Origin of the sequence: Terrimonas alba (genome assembly GCF_042434975.1) — a bacterium.
GTDB lineage: Bacteria > Bacteroidota > Bacteroidia > Chitinophagales > Chitinophagaceae > Terrimonas_B > Terrimonas_B alba.
In genome coordinates this window covers 173,578-200,337 of the sequence record NZ_JBHMQM010000007.1, presented here as the reverse complement: position 1 = coordinate 200,337, position 26,760 = coordinate 173,578, and the positions used below count along the sequence as shown (strand labels likewise).

Sequence of the window (26,760 nt, the reverse complement as noted above, 5' to 3'; positions counted from 1 at the left end):
CATGAAATACCAGAGCTGGTATCAAAAAAATAAAAATGAATTTATTAGAAGATATATTGATAATTGATTTTAGCCAGTTTTTATCAGGCCCATCCGCGGCTCTGCGATTAGCTGATATGGGCGCACAGGTGATCAAAATTGAAAAACCGGGCACAGGTGATATTTGCCGGCAACTATATGTTTCGGATGTAATGATAGAAGGTGAGTCAACCATTTTTCATGCGATAAACAGGAATAAGCAGAGTTATGTTGCTGATCTGAAAGATGCCGATGACCTGGAAAAAATAAAATTGTTGCTTGCAAGGGCTGATGTAATGATGCATAATTTCAGACCGGGCGTGATGGAAAGACTTGGCCTGGACTATGAAACAGTGAAAGCGATTAATCCTTCCATCATTTATGCAGAAATAAATGGGTATGGTTCAGAGGGGCCATGGAAACATCTGCCCGGACAGGATTTATTACTACAGGCTTCCTCCGGATTGACCTGGTTAAGTAACAACAGTAATGAAAATCCAACGCCAATGGGTGTTGCCGCCGTTGATATTTTGGCGGGAACCCATATAGCGCAGGGTATTCTTGCTTTGTTGTACAAAAGAACTGTCAGTGGTGAAGGAGCATTAGTGCAGGTGAATATGTTTGAATCAGTGCTCGATTTCCAGTTTGAAGTATTGACCTGTTATTATAACGATGGAAGACAGTTACCCATTCGCAGCGCTATCAATAGCGGGCATGCTTATGTAGCGGCTCCCTATGGTATTTACAAAACAAAAGATGAGTACATTGCGTTGGCGATGACGGACATTGTGAAATTGGGTTTGTTACTGGAATGCGAACCATTAAAACAATTCACCAATAGCAGTGATTGGTTTGATCAGCGGGATAATATTAAAAAAATATTGGCAGATCATTTGACAAACCAGGTTGCTTCATATTGGTTAAGTGTATTAGAAAAAGCAGATGTGTGGTGTGCGCCTGTTTTAAATTATGATCAATTAGTAAAAGAAGAGGGTTATAAGCTGTTGAATATAGAGGTTACCGTGAAGACCAGTAACGGTCTATCAGTGAAAACAACAAGATGTCCAATCCGGGTGGATGGTAAGCTTTTGGTGAGTGAGAAAGGGGCACCACTGTTGGGCGAACACAATGAAGAGGTAGATGCGCAATTTGGATTGATAAAAGAAATGCAACCTTAAGTAAAACGTTGATCGTCCCCGGAACATGAAAATTATTGACACACATGTACACGTTTGGAATTTAAATAAAGCTGACTATCCATGGTTGAAGGAAGATAGGTCGATATTAAACAGAACATGGACGATTGATGAGTTAGAAGAGGAGAGAAAGCAAGCTGGAATTACAGCCGGGGTGTTGGTACAGGCAAGCGGTAATGTAGAAGATACTGATTTCATGTTGCAGACGGCTTATGAAACGGAGTGGATAAAAGGAGTAGTGTGCTGGCTGCCGCTTACTGATACAATGGCGACACAAAGGTTACTTGAAGAAAGATATTTGAAAGAAAAATACTGCAAGGGAATTCGTCACCAGGTACATGATGAAAAAGATGACCGGTGGTTATTACAGCCCCCGGTGATGGAAAGTCTGAAGTTGTTAGCCCGGTATGATATCCCTTACGACATCGTAGGAATTCTGCCAGCGCATATTGAAACAGTGCTTGAATTGGCGGAGAAAATTCCGGGATTAAGAATGGTGTTTGATCATCTCAACTGGCCACCGATACCATCGAAAGAGAAGTTTGGCAAATGGGGAGAGTTAATGAGCGTCGCTGCACGGCATAAAAATTTATATGCAAAGATCTCGGGCCTGGGTACGGCATCAGGACAATTTGCAAATAGAACAAAAAAGGATATCAAACCTTATGTCGATTTTGTACTGCAGCATTTTGGTATAGAAAGATGTTTTTGTGGCGGTGATTGGCCGGTATCGTTGCTGGCAAACAGTTATACAAAAACCTGGCAGGTGACAAAAGTTATCCTGGATGAATTATTGAAGGAAGAAGAGAAGAACAAAATACTATTTGATAACGCAAATAAATTTTACCAATTAGGGCTCAGCTAATACAAAAGCATGGAAGTAGTTAACGGCGTATTGTATCATGCAATCGGCGCCTCAAGCGCCTCACTTTGTTATACCCCGCAAAAGGCTGTGAAAGGGTGGAGTTGGCAAACCTACTGGATGGCCCAGGCATTTATTTGCTGGCTTGTTTTGCCGGTTATCGTTGCTTGTCTTACCATTCCTCAACTGGCATTGGTTTTAGAAGAGGCTCCCACTGGCGCTATGCAAAAATCTTTTTTATTCGGCATGGCTTACGGTATAGGAGGCACTGCATTTGGAATTGCTATCCGTTATGTTGGATTTTCATTGACATACGCCATCGCCGTAGGCATCAGCTGCGTATTGGGCACTTTATTACCGCCAATTGCCCATGGCACTCTCGGCGAGGTGATGAAAAGTAATGGAGCGGCATACCTGGTAATGGGTGTCATCATGGGGGCCATAGGTATCGCCTTGTGTGGAGTTGCCGGAAGAAATAAAGAAAAAGATATTGAAGCAGGCGAGGGTAATAAATCCGGGTTCTCCTTATCAAAAGGATTACCTCTTTGTTTATTGGCCGGTATTTTATCTGCGATGTACGGGTTCGCTTTGGACCAGGGGCAACCTATTGCCGATGTGGCAGCTAAATATGGAGCGGGTAATTTCCAGGGAAATGTGATCTATCTTTTTTCCAATACCGGTGCTTTTGTCTCTACAATTTTATACTGCTTGTATTTGCACAATAAAGAAAAAACATTTGCCCAGTATGGTTCCGCGGGAAGCAATAGTCTTTCTATTAACTATTTTCTTTCTGTGCTGACGGGTTTGTTATGGTATGGTCAATTTTTCTTTTATGGATTGGGCCATGTAAGAATGGGTGCGTATAAGTTTACCAGCTGGGCTATTCACATGATCATGCTGGTACTTTTTAGCTCAGTAGCGGGATTGCTGATGAAAGAATGGAAGCAATGCAGTGCGGAAACAATGCGCTGGTTATTCCTTGCATTATTTGTTTTACTGGTAGCTATCCTATTATTGACTTACGGAAATTACCTGGGAGAAGAGAAATGATAAACTTATAGGGCTAAATATTTAGGTCGAAGTCGGTTGGCAAGGCAGGAAGTAAGAGTTATTTTAATCGATCATAGCTCCGAAGGAGCCAGATGTCAGTAAAATAAATGCGCAAGAGTTTCTGAGCTCCGCTGGAGCGATATGTTAATAAAGGTGGATGCGATAGTATATGCCGCCCCTTATCTGTTCATGGATGTTTTTATTACTAACATTTCGTCCCGCCGGGACGAAAATCAATTGAAAACGGTATTTTATTGGAGTTTGCAAACTAAATACTTAATTCTATAAACCTATTTAATTGTTGCTTGTATGAATCTTCAAATGCCATCTGAAAAAAGACCGATCTATATCATTGGTGCGGGTGGTATTGTGAATGAAGCTCATTTACCCGCCTACCAGATTGCAGGCTTTAATGTGCAGGGTATTTTTGATATTGATCTGGCAAAGGCAACAGCGACAGCCAATAAGTTTTCAATACCGGAAGTATTTCCAGGACTTGACGAGATGATTGCCGGTGCTCCTTCCAATGCTTTATTTGATGTGGCGGTGCCGGGTTCACAAATGATTCCTATATTGAAGCAGCTACCATCAAACGCAGTGGTGTTATTACAAAAACCGATGGGAGAGAATTTTGAACAGGCAAAACAAATACTGTACCTGGTGAGAGAGAAGAAGCAATTAGCTGCAATCAATTTTCAGTTACGCTATGCACCTTATATCCTGGCAGCAAAGAAATTGATTAGCGAAAACCAACTGGGAGAACTGAATGACATTGAAATAAACGTCAATGTTTATACGCCCTGGCATCTTTGGGAGTTTTTGGTGGCGACTTCGAGGGTAGAAATATTATATCATAGTATTCACTATATAGATCTGATAAGAAATCTGTTGGGTAATCCTGTATCGGTATATGCCAAAACAACGCGGCACCCATCCACACCGCAACTGGCTTCTGTTCGAAGTAATATTATTATGGATTATGGGGATTTTATCAGGGCTAATATCCTCACCAATCATTGCCATAATTATGGTATGTCCAGGCAGCAATCTTATATTAAAATCGAAGGAAGTAAAGGAGCTGTTTTGATAAATTTTGGCGCCCTGATCAATTATCCCCGTGGTGCGGTAGATAGCTTTGAATATGTTTTTTTAAAGGACGGCGAAGATCCGCAATGGAAGAAAATGGAGATTGAAGGCAGTTGGTTCCCGCATGCCTTTATTGGCAGTATGGCGCAATTGATGCTCGCAGCTGAAGGTTCGATCGGGAGACCTGATAACAGCGTGGAAGACTGCATCTATACCATGGCCTGTACAGAAGCCGCTTATCTCAGCAGTGAGCAGGGCGGAGTCTTATTACCCCCAATTAGTTAATAACGTGAGAAATTTAAAACTGACCATAGTATTGTTGTTGACGGTGAATGTAGTCTTCGCTACCAAGAAAATTATCATTAAAAATAATACTGGTAAAAACTCACCTCGTATCCTTTTTGCAATAGAGAAGTTAGCATCGGTGCTGAAAAAAAACGGCTACGAAGCAATTTTTACCAAACAGAATAATAAGACACTGGATATTATTTCCATTACTATCAATGGTCAACTAAAAAAAGAAGGATTTGCGTTAGACAAACACGATAAAGCTTATAGCATCACCGGCGCTGACGAATCAGGTGTCTTGTACGGTTGTCTTGCTTTTGCGGAGCAATTAAACAAAAGTAAAAACCTGCTACCGCAGGGTTTATTTTCTGATGCGCCGGAAATGGTGTTGCGGGGTCAATGTATAGGCTTACAAAAATCAACTTATTTACCAGGCCGGAACGTTTATGAATATCCTTATACGCCAACAACTTTTCCCTGGTTTTATAATAAAAAATTATGGTTGCAGGTACTCGATTCTATGCTGGACAATCGGATGAATTCATTGTACCTCTGGAACGGTCATCCTTTTGCTTCATTGGTAAAACTCAAAGATTACCCGTATGCAGTGGAAGTAGATGATGCTACTTTTAAAAAGAATGAAGAAATGTACCGCTTTATTACTTCGGAAGCGGATAAAAGAGGAATCTGGGTGATACAGATGTTTTATAATATCATCGTGTCAAAGCCATTTGCCGAACATCATAATATAAAAACACAGGAACGGGAAAGACCTATCCTGCCTTTAATTGCTGATTATACGAGAAAGTCGATTGCGGCATTTGTAGAGAAATATCCGAACGTGGGTTTAATGGTTTGTCTTGGTGAGGCAATGGAGGGAGGAGGTAACGACGATATCGAATGGTTCACCAAAACCATTATCCCGGGTGTGAAAGATGGATTGAAAATGTTGGGGGAAACTGAAGAACCGCCGATAGTTTTACGGGCGCATGATACGGATGCACCGTCCGTGATGAAAGCCGCTTTGCCTTTGTATAAAAATTTATATACTGAAGCGAAGTTTAATGGTGAGGCATTGACCACTCAACGTCCCCGCGGGCAGTGGGCAGCCTTACATCAAACATTAAGTAAACTGGGCAGTGTACAAATTGAGAACGTTCATATCCTCGCCAATCTCGAACCTTTTCGCTATGGCTCCCCGGATTTTATCCAGCAATCTGTTATTGGCATGCATGAAGTAATGGGCGGAAATGGATTGCATTTATATCCGCAGGCTTCCTATTGGGACTGGCCCTACACCGCTGATAGTGTAAAAGCCCGCCCGGATGACCTGGTCGGACGGAGAAAACGGCTGCTGCAAATTGAAAGAGATTGGATCTGGTACAAAGCCTGGAGCCGTTATGCATGGAAGGCAAAAAGAAACAGGAATGATGAGATCAATTATTGGAGTCGGTTATTGGCAGACAAATTTGGTTGCAGTATTAATGATGGTAAAACAATTTTGATGGCCTATGAAGAGTCGGGTGAGATTGCGCCGAAATTGTTGCGCCGGTTTGGCATCACCGATGGCAACAGGCAAACATTAACACTGGGTATGCTGATGACGCAATTGATCAATCCCTATCGTTACGGCTTATTTACATTACTCTATGAAGACGAAAGCCCCGAAGGCGAGATGCTGATCGACTATGCAGATAAAGAATGGAAAAAGCAAAAGCATATCGGCGAAACACCGGTTCAAATCATCAATGAGGTAAAGCAGCAAAGTGATAAAGCGGTTACGGCAATAGGAGCAATAGAAAAAAAGATCACGAGGAATAAAGATGAATTTGATCGGCTGAAAAATGATATGCATTGTTATAAAGCGATGGCATATCATTTTGCTGATAAAGCTACTGCAGCATTAGATGTGTTGAAGTACAAATATTCTGGCGCAGTCGCCGACCTGGAAAAAGCCCTGCCTGTTCTGCAGCAAAGTGTCGATCACTACAAGGAGCTTGTTGACCTGACAAAAAACCGTTACCTGTATGCCAATAGCATGCAAACGCAACAGCGAAAAATACCCATGAGGGGCGTGGACGGCACGTTCAAACACTGGCAGGAAATGTTACCGGTTTTCCAGGGGGAGGTAGCTATTTTCAAAAGAAAAATTGACTCCCTGAAAAATTTGAAGGTTAAGGCTGTTGTAAAGAAAGAACCGTTTAACATTGCTGATGTTAAATGGATTGATTCGGCAGATGCTTCCTATGCTATTGAAACCGGTGCCAGGATATTTTCGGACACAAGCTTGTCAGTGGCATATTTTGCTGATGAGTTGAAAAATCTGCGGGGAGTAAAATTTTCATTAAAAAGACAATTGAAAGAAAATACTTCAGTCTCGTTTACATCAACAAAACCCGTGAAGGTATTAGTAGGATATTTCGCTCCACAGCGGGCAGCTTTTTCAAAGGACACTGTTTTTCTGAAAGCGCCGGAACTGGAGACCAATGCCAGTGCCAACGATTATGGGCAGGCGGAAGTAAAAATTGCGAATGCTTTGGTGATAAAAGGAATGCCGCCGGTTAATATTCATAGTTATAGGTTTGACGCCGGCAAAAACGAGTTGAAATTAGGAAAAGGTGTATGCCTTGTTATGGGTTTCGTTGATGGCAATACAGAAATAAAGCCCTACGATGCGGCTTTAACAGAAAATGGAATAAAAAAAGAAATTGACTGGTTATTTGAATAAGATGATGACACAAAAATTAAAATATTTTTTCCCCTTTGTTCTTGTACTATTTGCACAAGGCTCATTAGCTCAAGATTTAAAACTGTGGTATACGAAACCTGCCGTTAAATGGACTGAAGCTTTACCTGTTGGTAATGGAAGGATCGGCGCCATGATCTTTGGGGGAGTTGAAAAGGACAGGATCCAGTTTAACGAAGAAACTTTGTGGACTGGAGGGCCAAGACAATATAGCAGACCCGGTGCTTACAAATATTTGGATAGTATTCGCCAATTATTATTTGACGGTAAGCAAAAGGAAGCGGAAGCTTTAGCGGAAAAAGAATTTATGGGATTAAAAAGTGATGCAGGGAAAAAAGAAGCTTGGCTAAAAAGGATTTTACAGTATAAAGAACCCGCAGCTGAAAACTTTGATGACAGCAAGTGGAGTGCAATGAAGGTTCCTTCATACGATGGGTGGGAGGCGATTGGGTTTGAAGGACTCGATGGCGCAATTTGGCTTCGAACCACCTTTGAGCTACCAGCATTATGGAGCGGCAAAGACATTGTTCTGGATTTAAATCGCATCCGCGACCAGGACTTTACCTATGTTAATGGGAAACTGGTAGGATCACAGGATAATAGTAAAGCAAGAAAATACATTATACCTCATACGGTTTTACATCCCGGCAAAAATGTGATTGCCGTGCAGGTGTTAAACTTTTTTGATAAAGGAGGCATCATGGGTTATAAAGATACCCTGCGTCATATAAGTGTATATCCTCAAGGGGATGAAGCGTCCACGGTTTCATTGAACGGATTATGGAAATATTTTATTCAAAATGATGAACCACCTGCTGCCGGTGCTTACCAGGCAAGTTATCAGCCATTCGGGGACCTTTTGCTGCAATTTAAAAATATTGCATCAGCGACAGATTATAAAAGAGAATTGGACCTGGCTAATGCCATAGCAACTACTTCTTATAAGATTAATAATATTCAATACAACCGGGAATATTTTATAAGCCAGCCCAACCAGCTAATGGCCATCAATATTTCAGCATCAAAAAAATCCAGCGTTAGCTTCGAAGTTTCGTTGACAAGCCCACATAAAAACTTTACTGTTAGAAAAGTTAATAGCAACACCCTTGCGTTATCAGTGAAAGTAAGAAATGGTTCGCTGCGGGGCGAGAGTTACTTACAAGTAAAAGTAGTGAAAGGTACTGTTAGCATTATTGGAGATAACATCAAAGTCGATAATGCAGATGAAGCCACGGTGTATTTAACCGCGGGAACGAATTATAAAAATTACAGGGATATTTCAGCAAATCCCGCCTCTCCCTGTATCAATGCCTTGAAAAGTATTGTTTCAAAAAACTATTATCAAATCAAGGCTGCGCACATAAAGGAATATCAAAAATATTTCAATACATTTTCAATAAACCTTAATAATCAGCCGGAGTCTTCGCAAGCCTCTCCGCCGACTGGCGGAGGAGGTTTGGAGGGGGCCGCTTTACCCACCGATGAACGCATTGCCAAATTTGCTTCTTCCAATGATCCTTCCTTCGTTGCTCTGTATTTGCAATATGGAAGGTATTTATTGATCTCTTCGTCCCGTCCCGGAACAAGGCCTGCGAATCTCCAGGGAATCTGGAATGATCTGTTGACACCACCCTGGGGAAGTAAATACACCACCAATATCAACGCAGAAATGAACTATTGGCCGGCAGAACCGCTTAATCTTTCGTCATTGCACGAACCGCTGTTCAAAATGATAGAAGAACTAGCCGTTGCCGGAAAGCAAGCTGCCAAAGATCATTATAATGCGCCGGGTTGGGTATTGCATCACAATACTGATTTGTGGCGGGGCACTGCACCCATCAACGCAGCCAATCACGGTATATGGGTCACCGGAGGCGCCTGGTTATGCCAGCATTTGTGGGAGCATTATTTATTTACCCGGGATAAAAACTTTTTGCAACGCAGGGCTTATCCTGTCATGAAGGAAGCGGCTTTATTTTTCAATTCATTTTTGATAAAAGATCCGGCTACCGGTTATTTGATCAGTACTCCATCCAATTCACCGGAACAAGGCGGATTGGTGGCTGGTCCCGCAATGGATCACCAGATCATCCGGGCGTTGTTTAAAAATGTGATTGATGCGGCAGCAATTTTAAATACGGACATCGCTTTACAACAAACATTGAAAGAAAAACTAAAGCAGATCGCACCGGATCACATTGGAAAATATGGACAATTGCAGGAATGGATGCAGGACGTTGATGACACTACCAACAAACATCGCCATATCTCGCATTTATGGGCCATGCATCCTGGTAATGAAATAAACTGGGATGAAACACCACAACTGATGAAAGCGGCGCAGCAATCCTTGTTGTATCGTGGTGATGCCGCTACGGGATGGAGTCTTGGTTGGAAAATAAATTGCTGGGCACGTTTCAAAGACGGCGATCATGCTTTCCGTTTGATTCAAATGCTCATGAGTCCTGCTAAAAATGGTGCAGGCAGTTATCCTAATTTATTTGATGCGCATCCGCCATTTCAAATTGATGGCAACTTTGGCGGCGCTGCCGGTATTGGTGAGCTATTAGTACAAAGCCACACCCCATTCATCGACCTACTGCCTGCTTTGCCAGCTGCTTTACCAGGGGGTGAAGTAAAGGGCTTTTGTGCAAGAGGTGGCTTTGTACTGGATATGCAATGGAGCAATGGAAAATTAACCAGGCTACTGATAAAATCGATCGCCGGCAGTGAACTGCAGTTGCGTTATAACGGGAAGATTATAAATATGAAAACAAGTAAGGGGGGCAGTTATCAATTTGATGGTGAACTTAAAGAATTATAACAGCCCCCTCCCCATCCCGGTGAAATGTCGGCACCATCAAAAGCATAGTCCTCGCTATGCAATAAAACTGATATTGTTTTTACGCCTTATTAATAATGAAGTTCTGCGCTTTAATGATACCCGTCAGAAAGGTAGGGCTGTGCCCGGTAAATCTCCTTTAGGGGGTAGGGGGTTTCTGTTTTGTGCCTTTGTGTCTTTGTGGTTCAACTTATCAGCGCAGAGACAAGATATTTTATTAAACAGCAACTGGTACAGCATTGCTACATCGGATGACAAATTGCTTCCGGCCAATTCATATCAATCATTAATCGATGGTAGTTGGGAAAAAGTAGCTATTCCGCATAACTGGGATCAGTATGATGGATACAGGCGTTTACTGCACGGTAACCGTCATGGTGATTCGTGGTATCGCAAAACATTTTCTATTACACAAAAAAATGCCGGTAAACGTTTCTTTTTATTTTTTGAAGGAGTAGGTTCTTATGCGACCGTTTATCTCAACAATCGAAAAGTCGGTGAACATGCAGGTGGCCGAACAACATTTACAATCGATGTTACCGATGTAATTAAAACTGATGGCTCCAACAACGAAGTTGCAGTAAGAGCCTATCATCCGTCAGACATCAAGGGCTTGCCGTGGGTTTGCGGTGGCTGTGGTGCGGAGAGAGGATTTTCCGAAGGTTCTCAACCATTCGGAATTTTTCGTCCTGTACATTTAATAGTCACCAATGATGTGAAGATAGAGCCTTTTGGGGTACATGCATGGGCTGAAATCAATAGCGGCAAGGCAACACTGTTCATCAATACAACCATTAAAAATTACTCATCGAAAAAAAGAAATATTCGTTTAATTCACCAGCTTGTTAGCAAGGATGGAAAAGTAGTCGCAGAAACAAGTTCAGGAAAAGAATTTTTACCTGGTGATAGTATTACCATTTCACAAAATCCCCATCTTGTAATTTCACAGTTTCATCGCTGGTCCGTTGAAGATCCATATCTCTACAAAATTGTTTCGGTAATTAAAGAAAACAATATCGTTATTGATAAGCAGGAAACAGATTTTGGCTTTCGCACCATCAACTGGCGAACATCGACCAATCAATTTTACCTGAATGATAAGCCTGTCTTTATTAATGGCGTCGCGGAGTATGAGCATTTACTCGGGCAATCACATGCTTTTAGCAATGAACAGGTGATAGCCAGGATGAAATGGTTACAGGCTGCTGGTTTCATTGCTTTTCGTGACGGGCATCAGCCACATAATTTATTGTATGGAAAGCTCTGCAATCAAATGGGCATTCTTTGGTGGACCCAACTTTCTGCTCATATCTGGTACGATTCACCGGCATTCAGGAAACAATTCAAGGAGCTGCTGAAAGAATGGGTGATTGAAAGAAGAAATGATCCGGCAGTTGTTTTGTGGGGCTTACAGAACGAGAGTAAGCTGCCTGAAGATTTTGCCAAAGAGTGTACAGAGCTGATCCGTTCACTCGATCCTACTGCCTCATCACAACGACTGGTCACTACCTGCAATGGTGGCAGCGGAACTGATTGGGATGTACCGCAAAACTGGACGGGTACCTACGGCGGCGATCCAAAAACTTATGCAAATGATTTGAAGAAGCAAATTTTGGTCGGGGAATATGGCGCCTGGCGAACACTTGATTTACACAGCGAAGGAGGGTTTGTACAAAACGGAACTTACAGTGAGGACCGGATGACGCAATTGATGGAACAGAAGATCCGGCTGGCAGAATCTGCAAAAGATAGTATAGCAGGTCATTTTTTCTGGTTGCTCACTTCCCATGATAATCCAGGTCGTGTGCAAGGTGGCGAAGGATTGCGGGAGTTGGATAGGATTGGCCCTGTTAATTACAAAGGCTTATTGACGCCCTGGGAAGAACCGACCGACGCCTTTTACATGTATCGCGGCAATTACGCATCGAAGGAAAAAGAGCCCATGGTATATATTGTTTCTCACACCTGGTCCAATCGCTGGATGCAGGGTGGGATCAAAGACAGTATTTATGTTTATTCCAACTGCGATGAAGTGGAGTTGTTCAATGATATTGATAGTTTGTCGTTAGGCAAACGGAAAAGAAATGGAAGAGGCACGCATTTTCAATGGGACCAGGTTGCGATAAAATATAACCTGTTATATGCGGTTGGTTATGTCAATGGAAAAAAAGTAGCAAAAGATATCATAGTATTAAACCATTTGCCGCAATCACCCAACTTTAATCGACTTTTTATCGGATCAAAACCGCTTACAAAACCACAGGCAGGTTATAACTATATCTATCGTATCAACTGTGGTGGGCCGGATTATAAAGACATGAATGGAAATCATTGGCGTGCAGACAAAGGTTTTGCTGAATCATGGACAAAAGATTTTCCCGGCATGCCCGCTGAGTTTGCCAGCCAGCGCAGAACATTTTCTCCTGTCAAAGGATCAAAAGATTGGAAGCTGTTTCAAGCATTTCGTTATGGCCGCGACAAACTCAAGTATGAATTTTCGCTTCCTGATGGCGAATACCGGGTCGAGTTTTATTTTATAGAACCATGGTCGGGAATCGGAGGTGGTGCAAAGGCAAAAGGCCTGCGCATTTTTGATGTGGCCATTAACGGGAAAACGGTTTTAGATGATTTGGACATCTGCAGCGAAGTGGGAACAAACCATGCACTAAAGAAAATTGTAAAGGCAAAAATCACGGGCGGCAAAATGATTGTGTCATTCCCCGAAGTTAAAGTTGGACAGGCGCTGATTGCTGCTATTGCCATCGCTTCACTCAATCGGGAAATCAAAGCTCCGCAACCTTCTTCACTGGTTACTAATTTATCTTGTAGTAGCTGCAGTTTACAAAGCTGGATGGATATAGGCGATAAGCCATTTGCCAATGCAGACGTACAGTTTAATTCACTTCCATCCAATCTTTACGGGGCAGATTGGTTCCAGATTAATACGCATTCACTAAGAAAAAGTATTTCATTTACCCTCAAGCAGGATGCGGATGTGTTTATCGCTTCCGGTAATGAAAAATTAAAGCCAATCGGTTTTGAAAATACATCGGCTCAAATCATTACCGATGAAAATGCCGGGAAGCGTTATACCGTTTTCCGGAAAAGATTTCCAAAAAATGCAAAAGTTGAAATTGCTGATTCTTTACTGGTAATGCTATTGCCTGTCACTACTATGCAGCCCGCTTATGATCTGAAGGTTGTGACCCAGTATAAGACAAATGTTGTCAGGTTGACTGACGGTGTTCAAAAAGAACAATTTGCAGGAAGAGACTGTGCCATTGTCAAAACAAACAACCAGGTGCTGGTGGAATGGCCGATTCAAACTGGTGTGGCCGATATTTATTCAATCACACTAAAATATTTTTATGGATTGAAAACGCCGGTTGCCGGTAAGTTACAGTTGATTGGAGCAGGTAACACCATGATGCTGGACGAATCAGTTCAGTTTAGTTTTACAAATCCTGGTAAATGGAACCAGTTTACTATCAATACCGGGACTATGATCAATGCAGGGAACTATACAGTGAGATTGATAATAGACAGGGCCGGTGGGCTGGCTATCTCCGGCATAGATATACAATAACGACAAAGTTTAATACACAGCATGCAGCGATTGCTTTACAGTGTTATATTATTATTGTTGGTTATGTTGAAGGGATTTTCCCAACAGCTCACTGTGGCCAATCTTCGTTGTGAATACAGAAAAGATCCTTCCGGTGTTGATAATTTGAAGCCGCATTTGAGTTGGGAATTGCAAAGAGATGAGCAGAATATTTTGCAAACGGCTTACCGGGTTTTGGTGGCCGATGATTCATTACTATTGATGAAAAATATTGGTAATGCCTGGGATTCAAAAAAAATAGCCAGCGGTAGTTCTATACAGGTTCAATACAAAGGCAAAGTTTTGCGGCCGGCAAAAAAATATTTCTGGAAAGTAATGATTTGGGACAATAAAAAACAGGTGTCGGGCTGGAGCAATATGGCAACCTGGCAAATGGGTTTACTTAAAAAGGCTGATTGGAAGAATGCCCAATGGATCGCTTGCGAGGAAATCAATGACACCGACATTATCGTTCCGCATGCACATGGAAACGGCAAGAAAGCATGGGGTACAAGAAGAAATGTGTTGCCCATATTTAGAAAGGAATTTTCAATTGATAAAAAAGTAAAGTCAGCCACGGCATTTGTTTGCGGCCTTGGACATTTTGAAATGTATATAAACGGCAAGAAGATCGGCAACCATTTTCTCGATCCGGGCTGGACCAACTATACCAAGCATGCGCAGTATGTGAGTTTTGATATAACCGGCGAAATACAACAGGGGAACAATGCGATTGGTGTTATGCTCGGTAATGGATTTTATTATATACCCGGCCAGCGCTATCGAAAAATGACAGGTGCCTATGGATTGCCCAAAATGATTATACGCACAATCATTGAATACACGGACGGCAGCAGTAGCGATATTGTGAGTGATGAAAACTGGAAGGCTTCGTCATCGCCCATTATTTTTTCAAGCATATTTGGCGGAGAAGATTACGATGCTTCACTGGAACAGGATGGATGGAATAAACCTGGTTTTAATGACGGCCAATGGAAGAAAGTTGTCATTACCACGGGACCATCGACCTTGGATGGTCCCGTGGCAGAACCGCTGAAAATAATGCAGCGATTCACTCCTGTAACGCAAACTCAGCTAACCGCCAATACCTGGACTTATGACCTGGGGCAAAACTTTTCTGGCATTCCCTCCATCACCATTAAAGGAAATAAAGGCGATACCATAAGGATTATCCCAGCAGAATTGATCAATAAGGATGGCACAGCAAATCAGAAAGCGACTGGTTCTCCCAGTTACTATACGTATATACTGAAAGGAGTTAGTGATGAGCATTGGCACCCCCGATTTAGTTATTATGGGTTTCGCTACCTGCAGGTACAGCTGATTTCGGCTGATACTACCAAACCATTACCGGTTGTAAAAAATATAGAAGGTCTGCATATTCGTAATGCAGCCAATACAGTGGGTGCATTCAATTGTTCCAACGACTTGTTCAACAAAACAAACATCCTGATCGACTGGGCCATCAAAAGCAATACGATGAGTGTGTTTACCGATTGCCCGCATCGTGAAAAATTGGGCTGGCTGGAACAAACACATTTGATGGGTGCTTCAGTTCAATACAACTATGATATTGCCGGTGTGTGCAGAAAAGTAATCAGGGATATGATGCAGGCACAATACCCTGATGGAAAAATACCTGAGATAGCGCCAGAGTTTACGAAGTTTACGCCACCTTTTGATGAATCACCTGAATGGGGAAGTGCCGCTATCATTTTGCCGTGGTATAATTATCAATGGTATGGCGACAAGCAAACCCTGGCTGAAGCCTATGAGATGATGAAGAGCTATCTGATGTATTTAAAGAGTAAGACAAAAGATAATATTCTGTCGCACGGCCTTGGCGACTGGTTTGATATAGGGCCCAATAAATCCGGGTTTGCGCAGATGACAAAAATGGGTATCACCGCCACCGCCACATTTTATTATGATCTCACCATTATGACCAGTGTGGCCAAACTGCTGAATAAGCCAGCCGATGCCAAAATATACCAGCAACTCGCATCGAGGGTAAAACATTCTTTTAATACAAAATTCTTTGATCAGCAAAAAAAGCAATATGACTCGGCCAGTCAAACTGCCAATGCTATGGCTTTATATATGAACCTGGTGGAACCAAAAAACAAGCAGGCTGTAATCAATGCATTAATAAACGATATTCGCAGCCGCAACGATGCGCTGACAGCAGGAGATATTGGTTATCGGTATGTGTTAAGGGCTTTGGAAGAAGCAGGTCGTAGTGATTTGATATTTGATATGAACAGCCGCGATGATGTGCCGGGGTATGGTTTCCAGTTAAAACATGGGGCCACGGCGCTAACGGAGAGCTGGCAGGCTTATGAATCAGTTTCCAATAATCATTTTATGCTGGGGCATTTGATGGAGTGGTTTTATGCTGGGCTTGTTGGCATAAAACAGTCGGCCGGTTCGGTGGCATACAAAGAAATCGTAATCAAACCGGAGCCGGTAGGGAATATCATGAATGCGCAGGCAAGTTATCGTTCGGCTTATGGATTGATAAAGGTTAGTTGGGAGAAAAAAGAAAGCAGGTTTGAATTGGATATAGATATTCCTGCGAATACTTCAGCCGTTGTGTATCTTCCGGCGCAAAAGACATCTTCAGTAATGAAAGATGGAAAGCCGGTGGTCAATGCAAGCTTTACAAATGGAAGATCTATTATAAAAATCGGTTCAGGAAAATATAATTTTACAGTTTATAACTAAAGCATGAAAGTATTAGTGTGTGAACAGCCTGGTTCTTTTCAATATATTTCAAATGAAAAGCCTGTATTAAAAAAAGGAAACGCCATTCTCCGGATAAAAAGGATTGGTATTTGCGGCACGGACCTTCATGCATTCGAAGGAACACAACCTTATTTTGTATATCCCCGTATCCTTGGGCATGAATTGGCCGCGGAGATTGCAGAGGTAGAAAATAATAGCCAATACAAGGTGGGAGACAGGGTGACCTTCATTCCTTACTTCAATTGTGGCGAATGCATTGCCTGCCGTAACGGGTTGACCAACTGCTGTGTCAACATGAAAGTTTTTGGTGTGCACATCGATGGTGGTATGGCCGAATATATTTCGGTGCCGGTTCCATATCTGATCGATGGAAATGATTTGAGTTTTGATGAGTTGGCATTGGTAGAACCGTTGGCCATTGGTGCACATAGCATCCGCAGGGCAGCAGTGAAGCCAGGTGAATTTGTGCTGGTGATTGGTGCAGGGCCTATTGGATTGGGTGTGATGGAGTTTGCAAGAATAGCCGGTGCACAGGTGATTGCTATGGATGTAAATGAAAGACGCCTTGCTTTTTGTAACGAAAAACTAAAAGTAGCGCATACAATAAATCCGCTTGCAACTGATAGCTTAAAGGAATTGCAACGAATTACGGGTAATGATATGCCAACGGTAGTGATCGATGCCACGGGCAATTTAAAAGCGATCAATTCAGCATTTCAATACATGGCCCATGGGGCAAGATATGTGCTCGTAGGTTTGCAAAAAGAAGAGATCCGTTTTAGCCACCCGGAATTTCACAAACGGGAAGCCACACTGATGAGCAGCCGGAATGCAACAAGAGATGATTTTGACCATGTACTTAATTGTATGAAACAAAAACGGGTTGACCCCGCCACTTATATTACCCACCGGGTGCATTTCGATGAAGTAAAAGCCAATTTTGAAAGCTGGCTTGTTCCGGCCAATGGAGTGATAAAAGCGATGGTGGAGCTATAATTTTTTCCTACAACAATTGAAATCAATAAATATGGAGTACAGAACATTGGGTAAAACAGGTTTTTCCGTCTCTGCCATTAGCCTCGGCACCTGGCAGGTAGGCGGTAAGTGGGGTAGTGAGTTCGATAGTAAGAATGCAGATGAAATATTGCATATAGCAGTTGACAATGGCGTCAATTTCATTGACACAGCAGATGTATATAGCGATGGTGAAAGTGAAAAAGCAATTGGCAGGTTTCTCAAGACAAGAAAAGAAAAAATATTTATAGCGACTAAATGTGGCCGACAGATACAACCCCACATCAACGAAGGTTATCAGCCAGGTATTTTAAGGAAATATGTAGAAGATAGTTTGCGAAGATTGCGGGTAGAAACAATCGATTTGATACAACTGCACTGTCCGCCAACACGGGTATATTATCGCCCAGAGATATTTGACCTGTTTGACACGTTGAAAAAGGAAGGTAAAATTCAGCATCTCGGCGTAAGCGTAGAAAAGGTTGAAGAAGCTCTCAAGGCAATTGAGTTTGACAATGTCACTACTGTACAGATCATCTTTAATATGTTTCGCCAGCGGCCGGCAGCATTATTTTTCCAGGAAGCAAAAAAGAAAAATGTGGGCATCATTGTGAGGGTTCCGTTGGCAAGTGGATTGCTGAGTGGCAAGTTTACCGCCCAAACAGAATTTCAAACGGGTGATCACCGGCACTTCAATCGCCAGGGCGAAGCATTTGATAAGGGTGAAACTTTTTCGGGTATTGACTATAACACCGGGCTGGAAGCGGTAGAGGAGTTAAAGAAAATATTTCCCGCCAATACCAACCTTGCCGCTATCGCATTGAAATGGATTTTGCAATTCGAAGAAGTAAGTACGATCATTCCTGGTTCATCAAAACCTGCACAGGTGTTAAGTAACCTGCATGCGCTGCAGGAAAAAGCTTTAACAACTGAACAAATGCAGCAAGTGCGAGCCGTTTATGAAAAATATATAAAACCATCGGTCCATCATATATGGTAAACAATCCTGCGCTTAAAAAAATTTATGCGTAAGAAAATAGTTGAATTCGCTGTGGTTCTTCTTTTTTGCCAGACGGTTTTTTCACAAGCCAGGTCAGAAATTTATTTAACAGGGGATGGCTGATACTACTTCGCTAAAAAATAACAAAAGAAAAGCATGGAAGGGTATGGCGCCGGCCATCGTTCAATCAACCGGGAAAAAGGGAAATATTACATTAACGGCTTCCAACTCCGGATTAAAAGACGGTTTTTTATCTTTGAAAGCTGGGAATTGATAGGCAAACTCACGCAATCGTTCCCGGAAATAATCACGAAATTAAATAGTAAAATATTCCATCTTTATAGCGAAACCTTACATTGTTACCGGTAATACTCACATGTACCTTTAACCAGATGAATGATCAATTTCCCCTGACATTCATTCATCGCATCTAACGATAAAAACGCACTTGATGAAAAGGTTTATGCTTGCCAGTAGTAACCCCGTCAATAAAAACTTGCAGTTTGGCTCAGTTGCAATAGTACCCGGCTTTGTTCAGCAGGCGAATTCTCAGTTATATAAAAAGATATTTTCAATTAAAGCAATGCTGTTTGTACTGGCGATTGCTTGCCTTCAATTTTCAGTTGTTGCACAAAATAGCAATGATCAACGGGCTGCTTATAAAAAAGTAGTGACTGAAAGAGCGGCTAAAATTGTGAAGACGTTATCACTGACGGACTCTGGCAAGTATGACAAGGTATTGTCATTGGTTGCTAATCAATACCTGGAATTAAATGCTATCCACGATAACAATAAGACCGCAATAGATGTCATTAAAAAAAATACACCGTCTAAAGAGAGTGCAGAGCTCTTGATAAAAAAACAGGAAGCGGACAAATCGGAAAAACTCGCTAAACTTCATTCGGCTTTCATTGCTCAACTTAAAAACAACCTTTCTGAAGAACAGGTTGAAAAAGTAAAAGACGGGATGACTTACCGAATATTACCCATTACCTGGAAGGCTTACCAGGATATGTTGCCCAATCTCACGGCAGAACAAAAAGAAAAAATGTATGGCTGGCTGGTAGAAGCAAGAGAGCTGGCTATGGATGAAGGTTCATCAGAAAAAAAACACGGTGTCTTTGGAAAATATAAGGGCCGCATCAACAATTACCTTTCCGCGGCTGGTTACAATATGAAGAAGGAAGGGATTGAATGGCAAAAAAGGATCAAAGAGAGAGAAAAGGAAACCAACTAGCTAACCATTTTCGATTGAAATAAGAACTCACACTTAATTTTTAAAATTAACAAAAATGAGTATAAAACGACTGCTTGTACTACTATTTATCAGCTCAGCCATTTTTTTCCCTGCTGATCTCCTGGCACAGGATGTCACCATAAAAGGAAAAATTGTTGATGGCAAAAATCAGACGCCGCTTGCCGGGGCAACTATAAAAGTCAAGAATGGTAAAGCGTCAGCTGTATCTGATGAAAACGGGAATTTTGTTATCAAAGCTCCGTCTTCCGAATCCGTTTTGTCGGTAACCTATGTTGGTTACCAGATTTATGAAACAAAAGCCGGTAGTGGCAATTTAAACATAACCTTGCAGGACCTCAATACGGATCTGAATGAGGTGGTCGTAGTGGGATATGGTTCTCAGCGGAAAGTCCATCTTACAGGCGCAGTGGAAACCTTTAATCCAAAGCAAATTGAAGATTTGCCGGTAAGTAATTTGGGAACTGCTTTGTCCGGACGTATTCTTGGGCTCGGTGTCAGCGGGGGAACAACCCGTCCCGGTTCCACCGCTTCGCTGACAATAAGAAACCCCATGACGCTTTCTAAAGATGGAGGAACACTTGAGCCGTTATATGTAATTGACGGTATTGTTCAGGTAGGCGCCGATGGCAGGAATGATAACACCTATTTCAATAGCCTTGATCCATCTGAAGTGGAATCAATTTCAATATTGAAAGATGCATCCGCTGCTGTATATGGTTCAAGGGCTGTAAATGGTGTAGTGTTGGTTACTACCAAAAGAGGAAAATCAGGTAAACCGAAAATAAATTACAGCGGTTCTTATGCTATCAATGATGAGGCCTATCGTTCAAAGGTGCTGAATGCATACGAATATGCCATGTATTACAATATAATGAATGGCGCAAACGGAGCCAACAAGACAGTGGCGGATAAGAATTATATATTTTCTCCGGATGAATTGGAACATTATAAAACTATAGATTACAACCGGCTTGAAGATGCCTGGAGTACGGCATCCAATAACCGTCATACACTTAATGTCAGCGGTGGCGGCGACCGCGCCACTTATTTTGCAGGGGTGTCCTATTATACGCAGGATGGAAATTTAGCCACCCTCGATTATGAAAAATGGACTTTTCGCGGCGGTTCTGATGTTAAGATCGCAAATGGTTTTAAAGTTGGTTTGCAAGTGGCCGGTAACTATAGCACAAGGATCAAAACTTTCAATAAGATAGGTGGGGAGAATGATGAGAATGATTACCGCAATCTGCTGTTAAGCCCACGAAACGTACCTGCGTATGTTGACGGGTTTCCAATAATGCTGAACGGATGGAGAAATAACAATGTCAGCGCTTATCATTTTGAAGAAATTGAAAAGCTGGCCAATAAAGCAAAAAGCAAGGACCGGTTTTTTAACATGAATGCTTATGTAGAATACGAAGCTCCCTTTATTAAGGGATTGAAGGCAAGAGCCAGCTATGCAAAAAGTTTTGGTTTTACTAATGGTTCACAGGTAGGAACTGTTTACAACCTGTATAAATTAACTGCCTCTGGCGATAATGAGCACATCTACGATGAAGGGGCAACGGTATTATCCGGCTCGCCGCAAAAAGTTAAAAACGGCGACCGTCTCTATTATTCAAACAACAATAATGAATCAACGCAAATGAACTTTACGTTGAGTTATGTAAAAAGTTTTGGGCTTCACAACGTCTCCGCATTGTTTTCCGTTGAAAAAGCAGAAGCCTCCTCACAACAGGAAGATGTTTGGAAAGAAACACCAAGCTTATCAACAAATGGACAGTTTGGAAGTGCCTTTGGTGTGGTGGATGGCAGGACTACGGCGGCTGAATCAGGGGCGCTGGGATATATTGGCCGTCTGAATTATGCTTATAGCGACAAATATCTTGCTGAGTTTCTTTTCAGGACCGATGCGTCAACAAAATTTGCACCTGAAAATTATTGGGGCGATTTCTATTCCGGTTCTTTTGGATGGATTATTTCCAGGGAAAATTTCTTCCGCAATGTAAAGGCTGTTAATTTTCTGAAGATCCGTTATTCTATCGGTTTGCTTGGCAAAGACGATCTGAAACCCTGGCTGTGGCGACAGCGCTATACCTTCCAGGCTGATAAGGGTGCGGTGTTTGGAGGAAACTCCAATGTTTCTACCGGTATGAAAATGGAAGCTTCGCCAAACAGGAATGCTACCTGGAGCAATGAAGTGAAAAATAATCTTGGAATTGATGCCAAGTTTTTAAAGAATAGATTATCGGCAACGGTTGAAGTTTTTTACAATCATGCAACGGATATGCTGATGGAAAGAACAGCGATCGTACCCATTACGGTAGGTGGATCGGTAGCGTCTGAAAATTGGGGAACCGTGAATTTCTACGGCTATGAAATTGGTCTGGGCTGGAACGGAAAAATCGGAAAAGAGTTTACTTACGGCATAGATACCCGGTTTTCATGGTATGATAATAAAATGATACAGGGCAATTTTGCTGAAACTGATAAATATTATCCATGGAAAGCCCAGCAAGACCAGTCTACCGATAATGGACATTGGGGTTATGATTATTTAGGCATGTTTAAGACACAGGCCGATATTGATGCATATGTTTCAAAGAATGGCATTACTTCCGTTTTTGGAACAGACGCTTCAAAATTAAAACCAGGGATGTTGTATTACCGGGATGTTCGCGGTGCATTGCTGCCTGGTGGCTCTTTCGCCGCACCTGATGGTATCATCAATGAGAATGATCAGGTAAGGCTTTCGAAGAAAGATAATAACCATTATGGATATGGTATTTCTTTAAGATTGGGTTACAAGAATTTTAGCTTTGATTGTGTAGTGGGCGGTTCTTTTGGTGGATGGTCTGAAATTGACAATACGTCCCGTGACCAGATGGACCCTCAGATTGATAAAAATTATTATAACGCAGCGGCATTTTGGAACAATATTTACGATGATGTGCTAAATCCCGGTGGCAAGTATCCCAATCCATATTGGTCTGACATTAGTTTATCTCCATCCTCAAACTTTTGGAAAGTAAGCAGTTTCAGAATGGCGATGAGAAACATGACCCTGAGCTATTCATTATCCAAAAATATTATTGACAGGTTAAAGATTTCCGGGGCCAGGATCAACTTTGCTGTATTGAACCCGGCATATTTGTTCAACCCTTATTCCTACAAAGCGCCGGATGGAGCTTATGATACCTATCCAGAATTGAGGACTTATTCTTTTGGCGTAAACCTTACGTTATAAACGAAAACGAATTGTGTGATCAAAACAACCGGTAAAAAAATACCCCAAAAAATGAAAAAGAAAATTTTAATAATATCAGTTGCGGCTTCAATGATTTTTGCTGCTGGCTGCAAAAAAGACTTCCTCGAAGAAAAAAGAGATCTCACAGGTGTTAATGAAGAAGTATTTAAGGATCCCTTACTGGCAAATGCCTATGTTGATTATGTATACGGATTGTTTTTAGCTACAAACAATTCCCAGTCCCTCTCGTGGAACCTGGCAACAGGCAATATTCAATTTGCCCAGACCACTGAAGAGTTTCCGGGTGAAACGAATTGGAATAAACCTACCTGGTCATCCGTATCTTATTTAAACAATCATGCACTGGGATATTTTGGTTCACCACTTACCGGTAGTATCGCCAATAATACCTGGACAAGGATGAAGCAAATCAATACCTTTTTAGTAAACATTGACAAATACGGATTAGAAACAAGTGTGACTGATCCGCTCAAAGGCCAAATGTATTTCTGGAGGGCCTGGCAATATTTTGATTTGATAAGATTGTATGGGGGTGTACCCCTGGTACTGGAACCCCAGGATCCGATTACTACCGAGGGAACCAGCTCGTTGCAAATTCCGCGCAACAAAACATCTGATTGCATTGCACAAATTGTAAGTGATCTTGATAAAGCAATAAGCTTATTACCTGGCAAATGGGAAGGTGGTGATTGGGGTAGAATTACAAGTGGCGCAGCCGCCGCTCTCAAAGGAAGGGTTTTATTAACCTGGGCCAGCCCTTTATTTAACAGAAACGATGACATAACCCGCTGGCAAGCTGCCTATGATGCAAACCTTGCTGCTAAGACCCTGCTGGAAGCAAATGGTTTTGGTTTATTCGTTGATGGTGGTTTTACCGATGGTAAAGCATGGGGAAACATGTGGTTTAAGGAAGTAAACAATCCTGAAGCAGTAATAGTATATGGATTCAATAATTCAAACTCAAGCGGTCAGTTAAAAAATAACGGTTGGGAACAGGCTTGTCGCCCCAAGGCAATAAATGGCGGTAGTTCCCTATCTCCAACAAAGCAAATGGTAGATGCGTTTCCAATGAAGGACGGGAAGATGCCCGGTGCTTCTACTTACACTTATGATGCAAATAAATTTTATAAGAACAGGGATCCCCGGTTTTATAAAACCTTTGCCTACAATGGGGCCATTTGGCCTTACCAGGCAAACAATAACTATAAAATATGGACCTATTATTGGTGGAAAAACACCTCGGAAACAACTCCCTCTAATAAGACTGAAACCCTGGGAGCAAATAGCAGTGGCATTTATTTAGCAAAAGCAACATCTCCATCTGCCAATAATTCGGCTGGCAATTTTCAATATAGCGGTACAGACTATATGGAAATGCGTTTTGCAGAAGTGGTACTGAACCTGGCGGAGTCCGCAATTGGGATAAGCAAATTGTCTGAAGGATTAGAGTTGATAAAATCAATTCGCGAAAGAGCGGGTGTTGAAAATCTTGATGGAGCCTTTGGCCTGGCCAATGCAGTGAGCAGGGATGAATTATTTGCAGCCGTGTTGGCCGAACGAAAGGTCGAGTTTGCCTATGAAGGTAAACGGTTCTTTGATCTCAGGCGCTGGATGCTCTTTAACAATGATTATGGCACCTGCACGAGACTCGGAGTTGATCCTTTGAATGATTCAAGGAGGACGGGCTATTACATCACAGTGAAAAAACAGGACGGAACTCCCTACGTAGCTGCGCAGTCAGCCGATCCGTTGATCAAGCCAGCAACAGGCAATGCGCCTTTAATTAACAGGGATTCCGTATTTGCGAATACATCAGCATATAATGCGTATGTTGACTACCTGTATGATAATTATTTCGTAGTAAGCGAAAGAGATAATATTGACCCGACAAATGATGACTGGAAATTCAAATGGTTCAATCAATATTACTTCTTTGGATTTAATAGCAGTATCCTGAACAGCTCCTCCTACCTCGAGCAAACAAAAGACTGGGATGGACTAACAGGACAGGGCGCATTCGATCCCCTGCAATAATGAAATAGTTAATAACAAAAAGAAAAGTCCGAAAAGCAATATCAATGAAGCAAGCAAAGAAAATTTTATTGGCAGCGACAGTTTTATTGGCCGTTTCAAATGTAAAAGCTCAGTACCCGGAAATACCTTCCGATGTACAAAGGGCTGCCGATTCATTGTTAACCGCAGCAAGAAAACATTCTGATTCTGCCTGGAATATTGCTTACCCGATTATAAAAGAAGAAGCACGAAAAGGGAAACCTTATATACCCTGGGCCACCCGTTTTGACGATCTGCCGCAAGCATCAGTTCCTGCTTTTCCGGGAGCCGAAGGCGGTGGTAAATATAGCTTCGGTGGCCGTGGAGGTAAGGTGATCGTTGTAACTAATTTGAACGATGATGGGCCCGGAAGTTTTCGCTGGGCCTGTGAACAGGGTGGTGCAAGAATAGTGGTGTTTAACGTGGCGGGTATTATCAGGATAAAAACTCCTGTTATTATCCGTGCACCTTATATCACTATTGCAGGACAAACAGCTCCCGGTGATGGCGTATGCATCGCAGGTGAAAGTGTTTGGATCAACACACATGATGTGATCATCCGGTATATGCGTTTTCGCCGCGGCGAAACCTGGGTGGGAAGAAGAGACGATGCGATTGGCGGTAATCCCATTGGCAATATCATGATCGATCATGTGAGTGCTACCTGGGGTTTGGACGAAAACATGAGTATGTATCGTCACATGTACAACGATAGTACAGGAACACAGGAACAAAAATTAGGCACGGTGAATATTACCATTCAAAATTCCATTTTTGGTGAAGCATTGGATACCTGGAATCATGCCTTTGGCAGCACACTGGGTGGCGAAAATTGCACCTTCATGCGAAACCTTTGGGCCAATAATGCAGGACGTAACCCTTCTATCGGCTGGAACGGTATTTTCAATTTTGTAAATAATGTCGTTTTTAACTGGGTCCATCGTTCTATCGATGGCGGTGACTACCGTGCCCAATACAATATCATTAATAATTACTTCAAGCCCGGCCCGGCCACCCCGAAAAATAATGTGGGGCATCGTATCCTGAAACCGGAAAGCGGCAGAAGTAAGTTGAAAGAAAAATATTATGGCAGAGCTTATGTGAATGGAAATATCATGGAAGGTTACCCGGAGATTACAAAAGACAATTGGAATGGTGGTGTGCAAATAGAAGAGATGTCGAATGCAGGAGAGTATACTGAGGATATTAAATGGAGCAAGCCATTGCCCATGCCGGCGCTGACAATCATTGATGCTTCAAATGCTAAAACCTATGTGCTGGCCAATGCAGGAGCGACGTTACCCCGCAGGGATGCCGTAGATGCAAGAATTATTGAACAGGTCAGGACAGGTAAGATCACTTATAGTCCCAATGTTGTCCTGCCAACCTCGCAATTTAAGCATCGTCGTTTACCCATTGATTCTTATAAGATCGGTATTATCACAGATCCTGCCCAGGTAGGTGGCTATCCTGAATATAAAGGAACAGCTTACAAAGACGGTGACAATGATGGTCTTCCTGATGATTGGGAGGCTAAAAACAAATTGAATCCAAAAGAAGCTGCAGATGCCGGAAAGATTGCATCGAATGGTTATAGCAATATTGAAAATTATTTGAATAGTGTGGTAAGCCTGCAACATGTAAAACCGGCTGAGTCATTAAAAGCTTTTTAAATTAACAGTAGATTTAATGCAGTTTTTAGCAGATAAA

The 26,760-nt window shown here is 42.1% G+C and carries 15 protein-coding genes; all 15 read left to right on the top strand.

Annotation, left to right across the window (positions count from 1 at the left end):
* Positions 1 to 35: 35 nt before the first annotated feature.
* On the top strand, positions 36 to 1,196 hold the full coding sequence (locus ACFEL9_RS20075; RefSeq protein ID WP_385893955.1) for a CaiB/BaiF CoA transferase family protein: 1,161 nt from the start codon (positions 36 to 38) through the stop codon (positions 1,194 to 1,196).
* A 25-nt stretch (positions 1,197 to 1,221) separates the two neighbouring features.
* Positions 1,222 to 2,079, top strand: a complete 858-nt coding sequence (locus tag ACFEL9_RS20070) for an amidohydrolase family protein (protein ID WP_385893953.1) — start codon at positions 1,222 to 1,224, stop codon at positions 2,077 to 2,079.
* 9 nt (positions 2,080 to 2,088) lie between these two features.
* Positions 2,089 to 3,126, top strand: a complete 1,038-nt coding sequence (locus ACFEL9_RS20065) for an L-rhamnose/proton symporter RhaT (RefSeq protein ID WP_385893951.1) — start codon at positions 2,089 to 2,091, stop codon at positions 3,124 to 3,126.
* Positions 3,127 to 3,435: 309 nt separating this feature from the next.
* Positions 3,436 to 4,497, top strand: a complete 1,062-nt coding sequence (locus ACFEL9_RS20060; protein WP_385893949.1) for a Gfo/Idh/MocA family protein — start codon at positions 3,436 to 3,438, stop codon at positions 4,495 to 4,497.
* A 4-nt stretch (positions 4,498 to 4,501) separates the two neighbouring features.
* On the top strand, positions 4,502 to 7,228 hold the full coding sequence (locus ACFEL9_RS20055; protein WP_385893948.1) for an alpha-d-galacturonidase: 2,727 nt from the start codon (positions 4,502 to 4,504) through the stop codon (positions 7,226 to 7,228).
* A gap of 1 nt (position 7,229) precedes the next feature.
* Complete coding sequence (locus tag ACFEL9_RS20050; RefSeq protein ID WP_385893946.1) at positions 7,230 to 10,070, top strand: glycoside hydrolase family 95 protein; 2,841 nt, start codon at positions 7,230 to 7,232, stop codon at positions 10,068 to 10,070.
* A gap of 73 nt (positions 10,071 to 10,143) precedes the next feature.
* Positions 10,144 to 13,674, top strand: coding sequence for a malectin domain-containing carbohydrate-binding protein (locus ACFEL9_RS20045; RefSeq protein WP_385893944.1), 3,531 nt, complete (start codon positions 10,144 to 10,146; stop codon positions 13,672 to 13,674).
* 21 nt (positions 13,675 to 13,695) lie between these two features.
* On the top strand, positions 13,696 to 16,437 hold the full coding sequence (locus ACFEL9_RS20040; RefSeq protein WP_385893942.1) for a family 78 glycoside hydrolase catalytic domain: 2,742 nt from the start codon (positions 13,696 to 13,698) through the stop codon (positions 16,435 to 16,437).
* Positions 16,438 to 16,440: 3 nt separating this feature from the next.
* Positions 16,441 to 17,454, top strand: a complete 1,014-nt coding sequence (locus ACFEL9_RS20035) for a zinc-binding alcohol dehydrogenase family protein (protein ID WP_385893940.1) — start codon at positions 16,441 to 16,443, stop codon at positions 17,452 to 17,454.
* 31 nt (positions 17,455 to 17,485) lie between these two features.
* Entirely contained in the window at positions 17,486 to 18,472 is a 987-nt protein-coding gene (locus ACFEL9_RS20030) for an aldo/keto reductase (RefSeq protein WP_385893938.1), read from the top strand.
* A gap of 115 nt (positions 18,473 to 18,587) precedes the next feature.
* A complete protein-coding gene (locus ACFEL9_RS20025) occupies positions 18,588 to 18,746 on the top strand; it encodes a hypothetical protein (protein ID WP_385893936.1) in 159 nt (52 codons plus the stop codon).
* Between the two features lie 177 nt (positions 18,747 to 18,923).
* Positions 18,924 to 19,709, top strand: a complete 786-nt coding sequence (locus ACFEL9_RS20020) for a DUF3826 domain-containing protein (RefSeq protein ID WP_385893935.1) — start codon at positions 18,924 to 18,926, stop codon at positions 19,707 to 19,709.
* 55 nt (positions 19,710 to 19,764) lie between these two features.
* Positions 19,765 to 22,977, top strand: a complete 3,213-nt coding sequence (locus ACFEL9_RS20015; protein ID WP_385893933.1) for a SusC/RagA family TonB-linked outer membrane protein — start codon at positions 19,765 to 19,767, stop codon at positions 22,975 to 22,977.
* A 51-nt stretch (positions 22,978 to 23,028) separates the two neighbouring features.
* Complete coding sequence (locus tag ACFEL9_RS20010; protein WP_385893931.1) at positions 23,029 to 25,032, top strand: RagB/SusD family nutrient uptake outer membrane protein; 2,004 nt, start codon at positions 23,029 to 23,031, stop codon at positions 25,030 to 25,032.
* A gap of 44 nt (positions 25,033 to 25,076) precedes the next feature.
* Entirely contained in the window at positions 25,077 to 26,723 is a 1,647-nt protein-coding gene (locus tag ACFEL9_RS20005; protein ID WP_385893930.1) for a pectate lyase family protein, read from the top strand.
* The last annotated feature ends 37 nt before the right edge of the window (positions 26,724 to 26,760 follow it).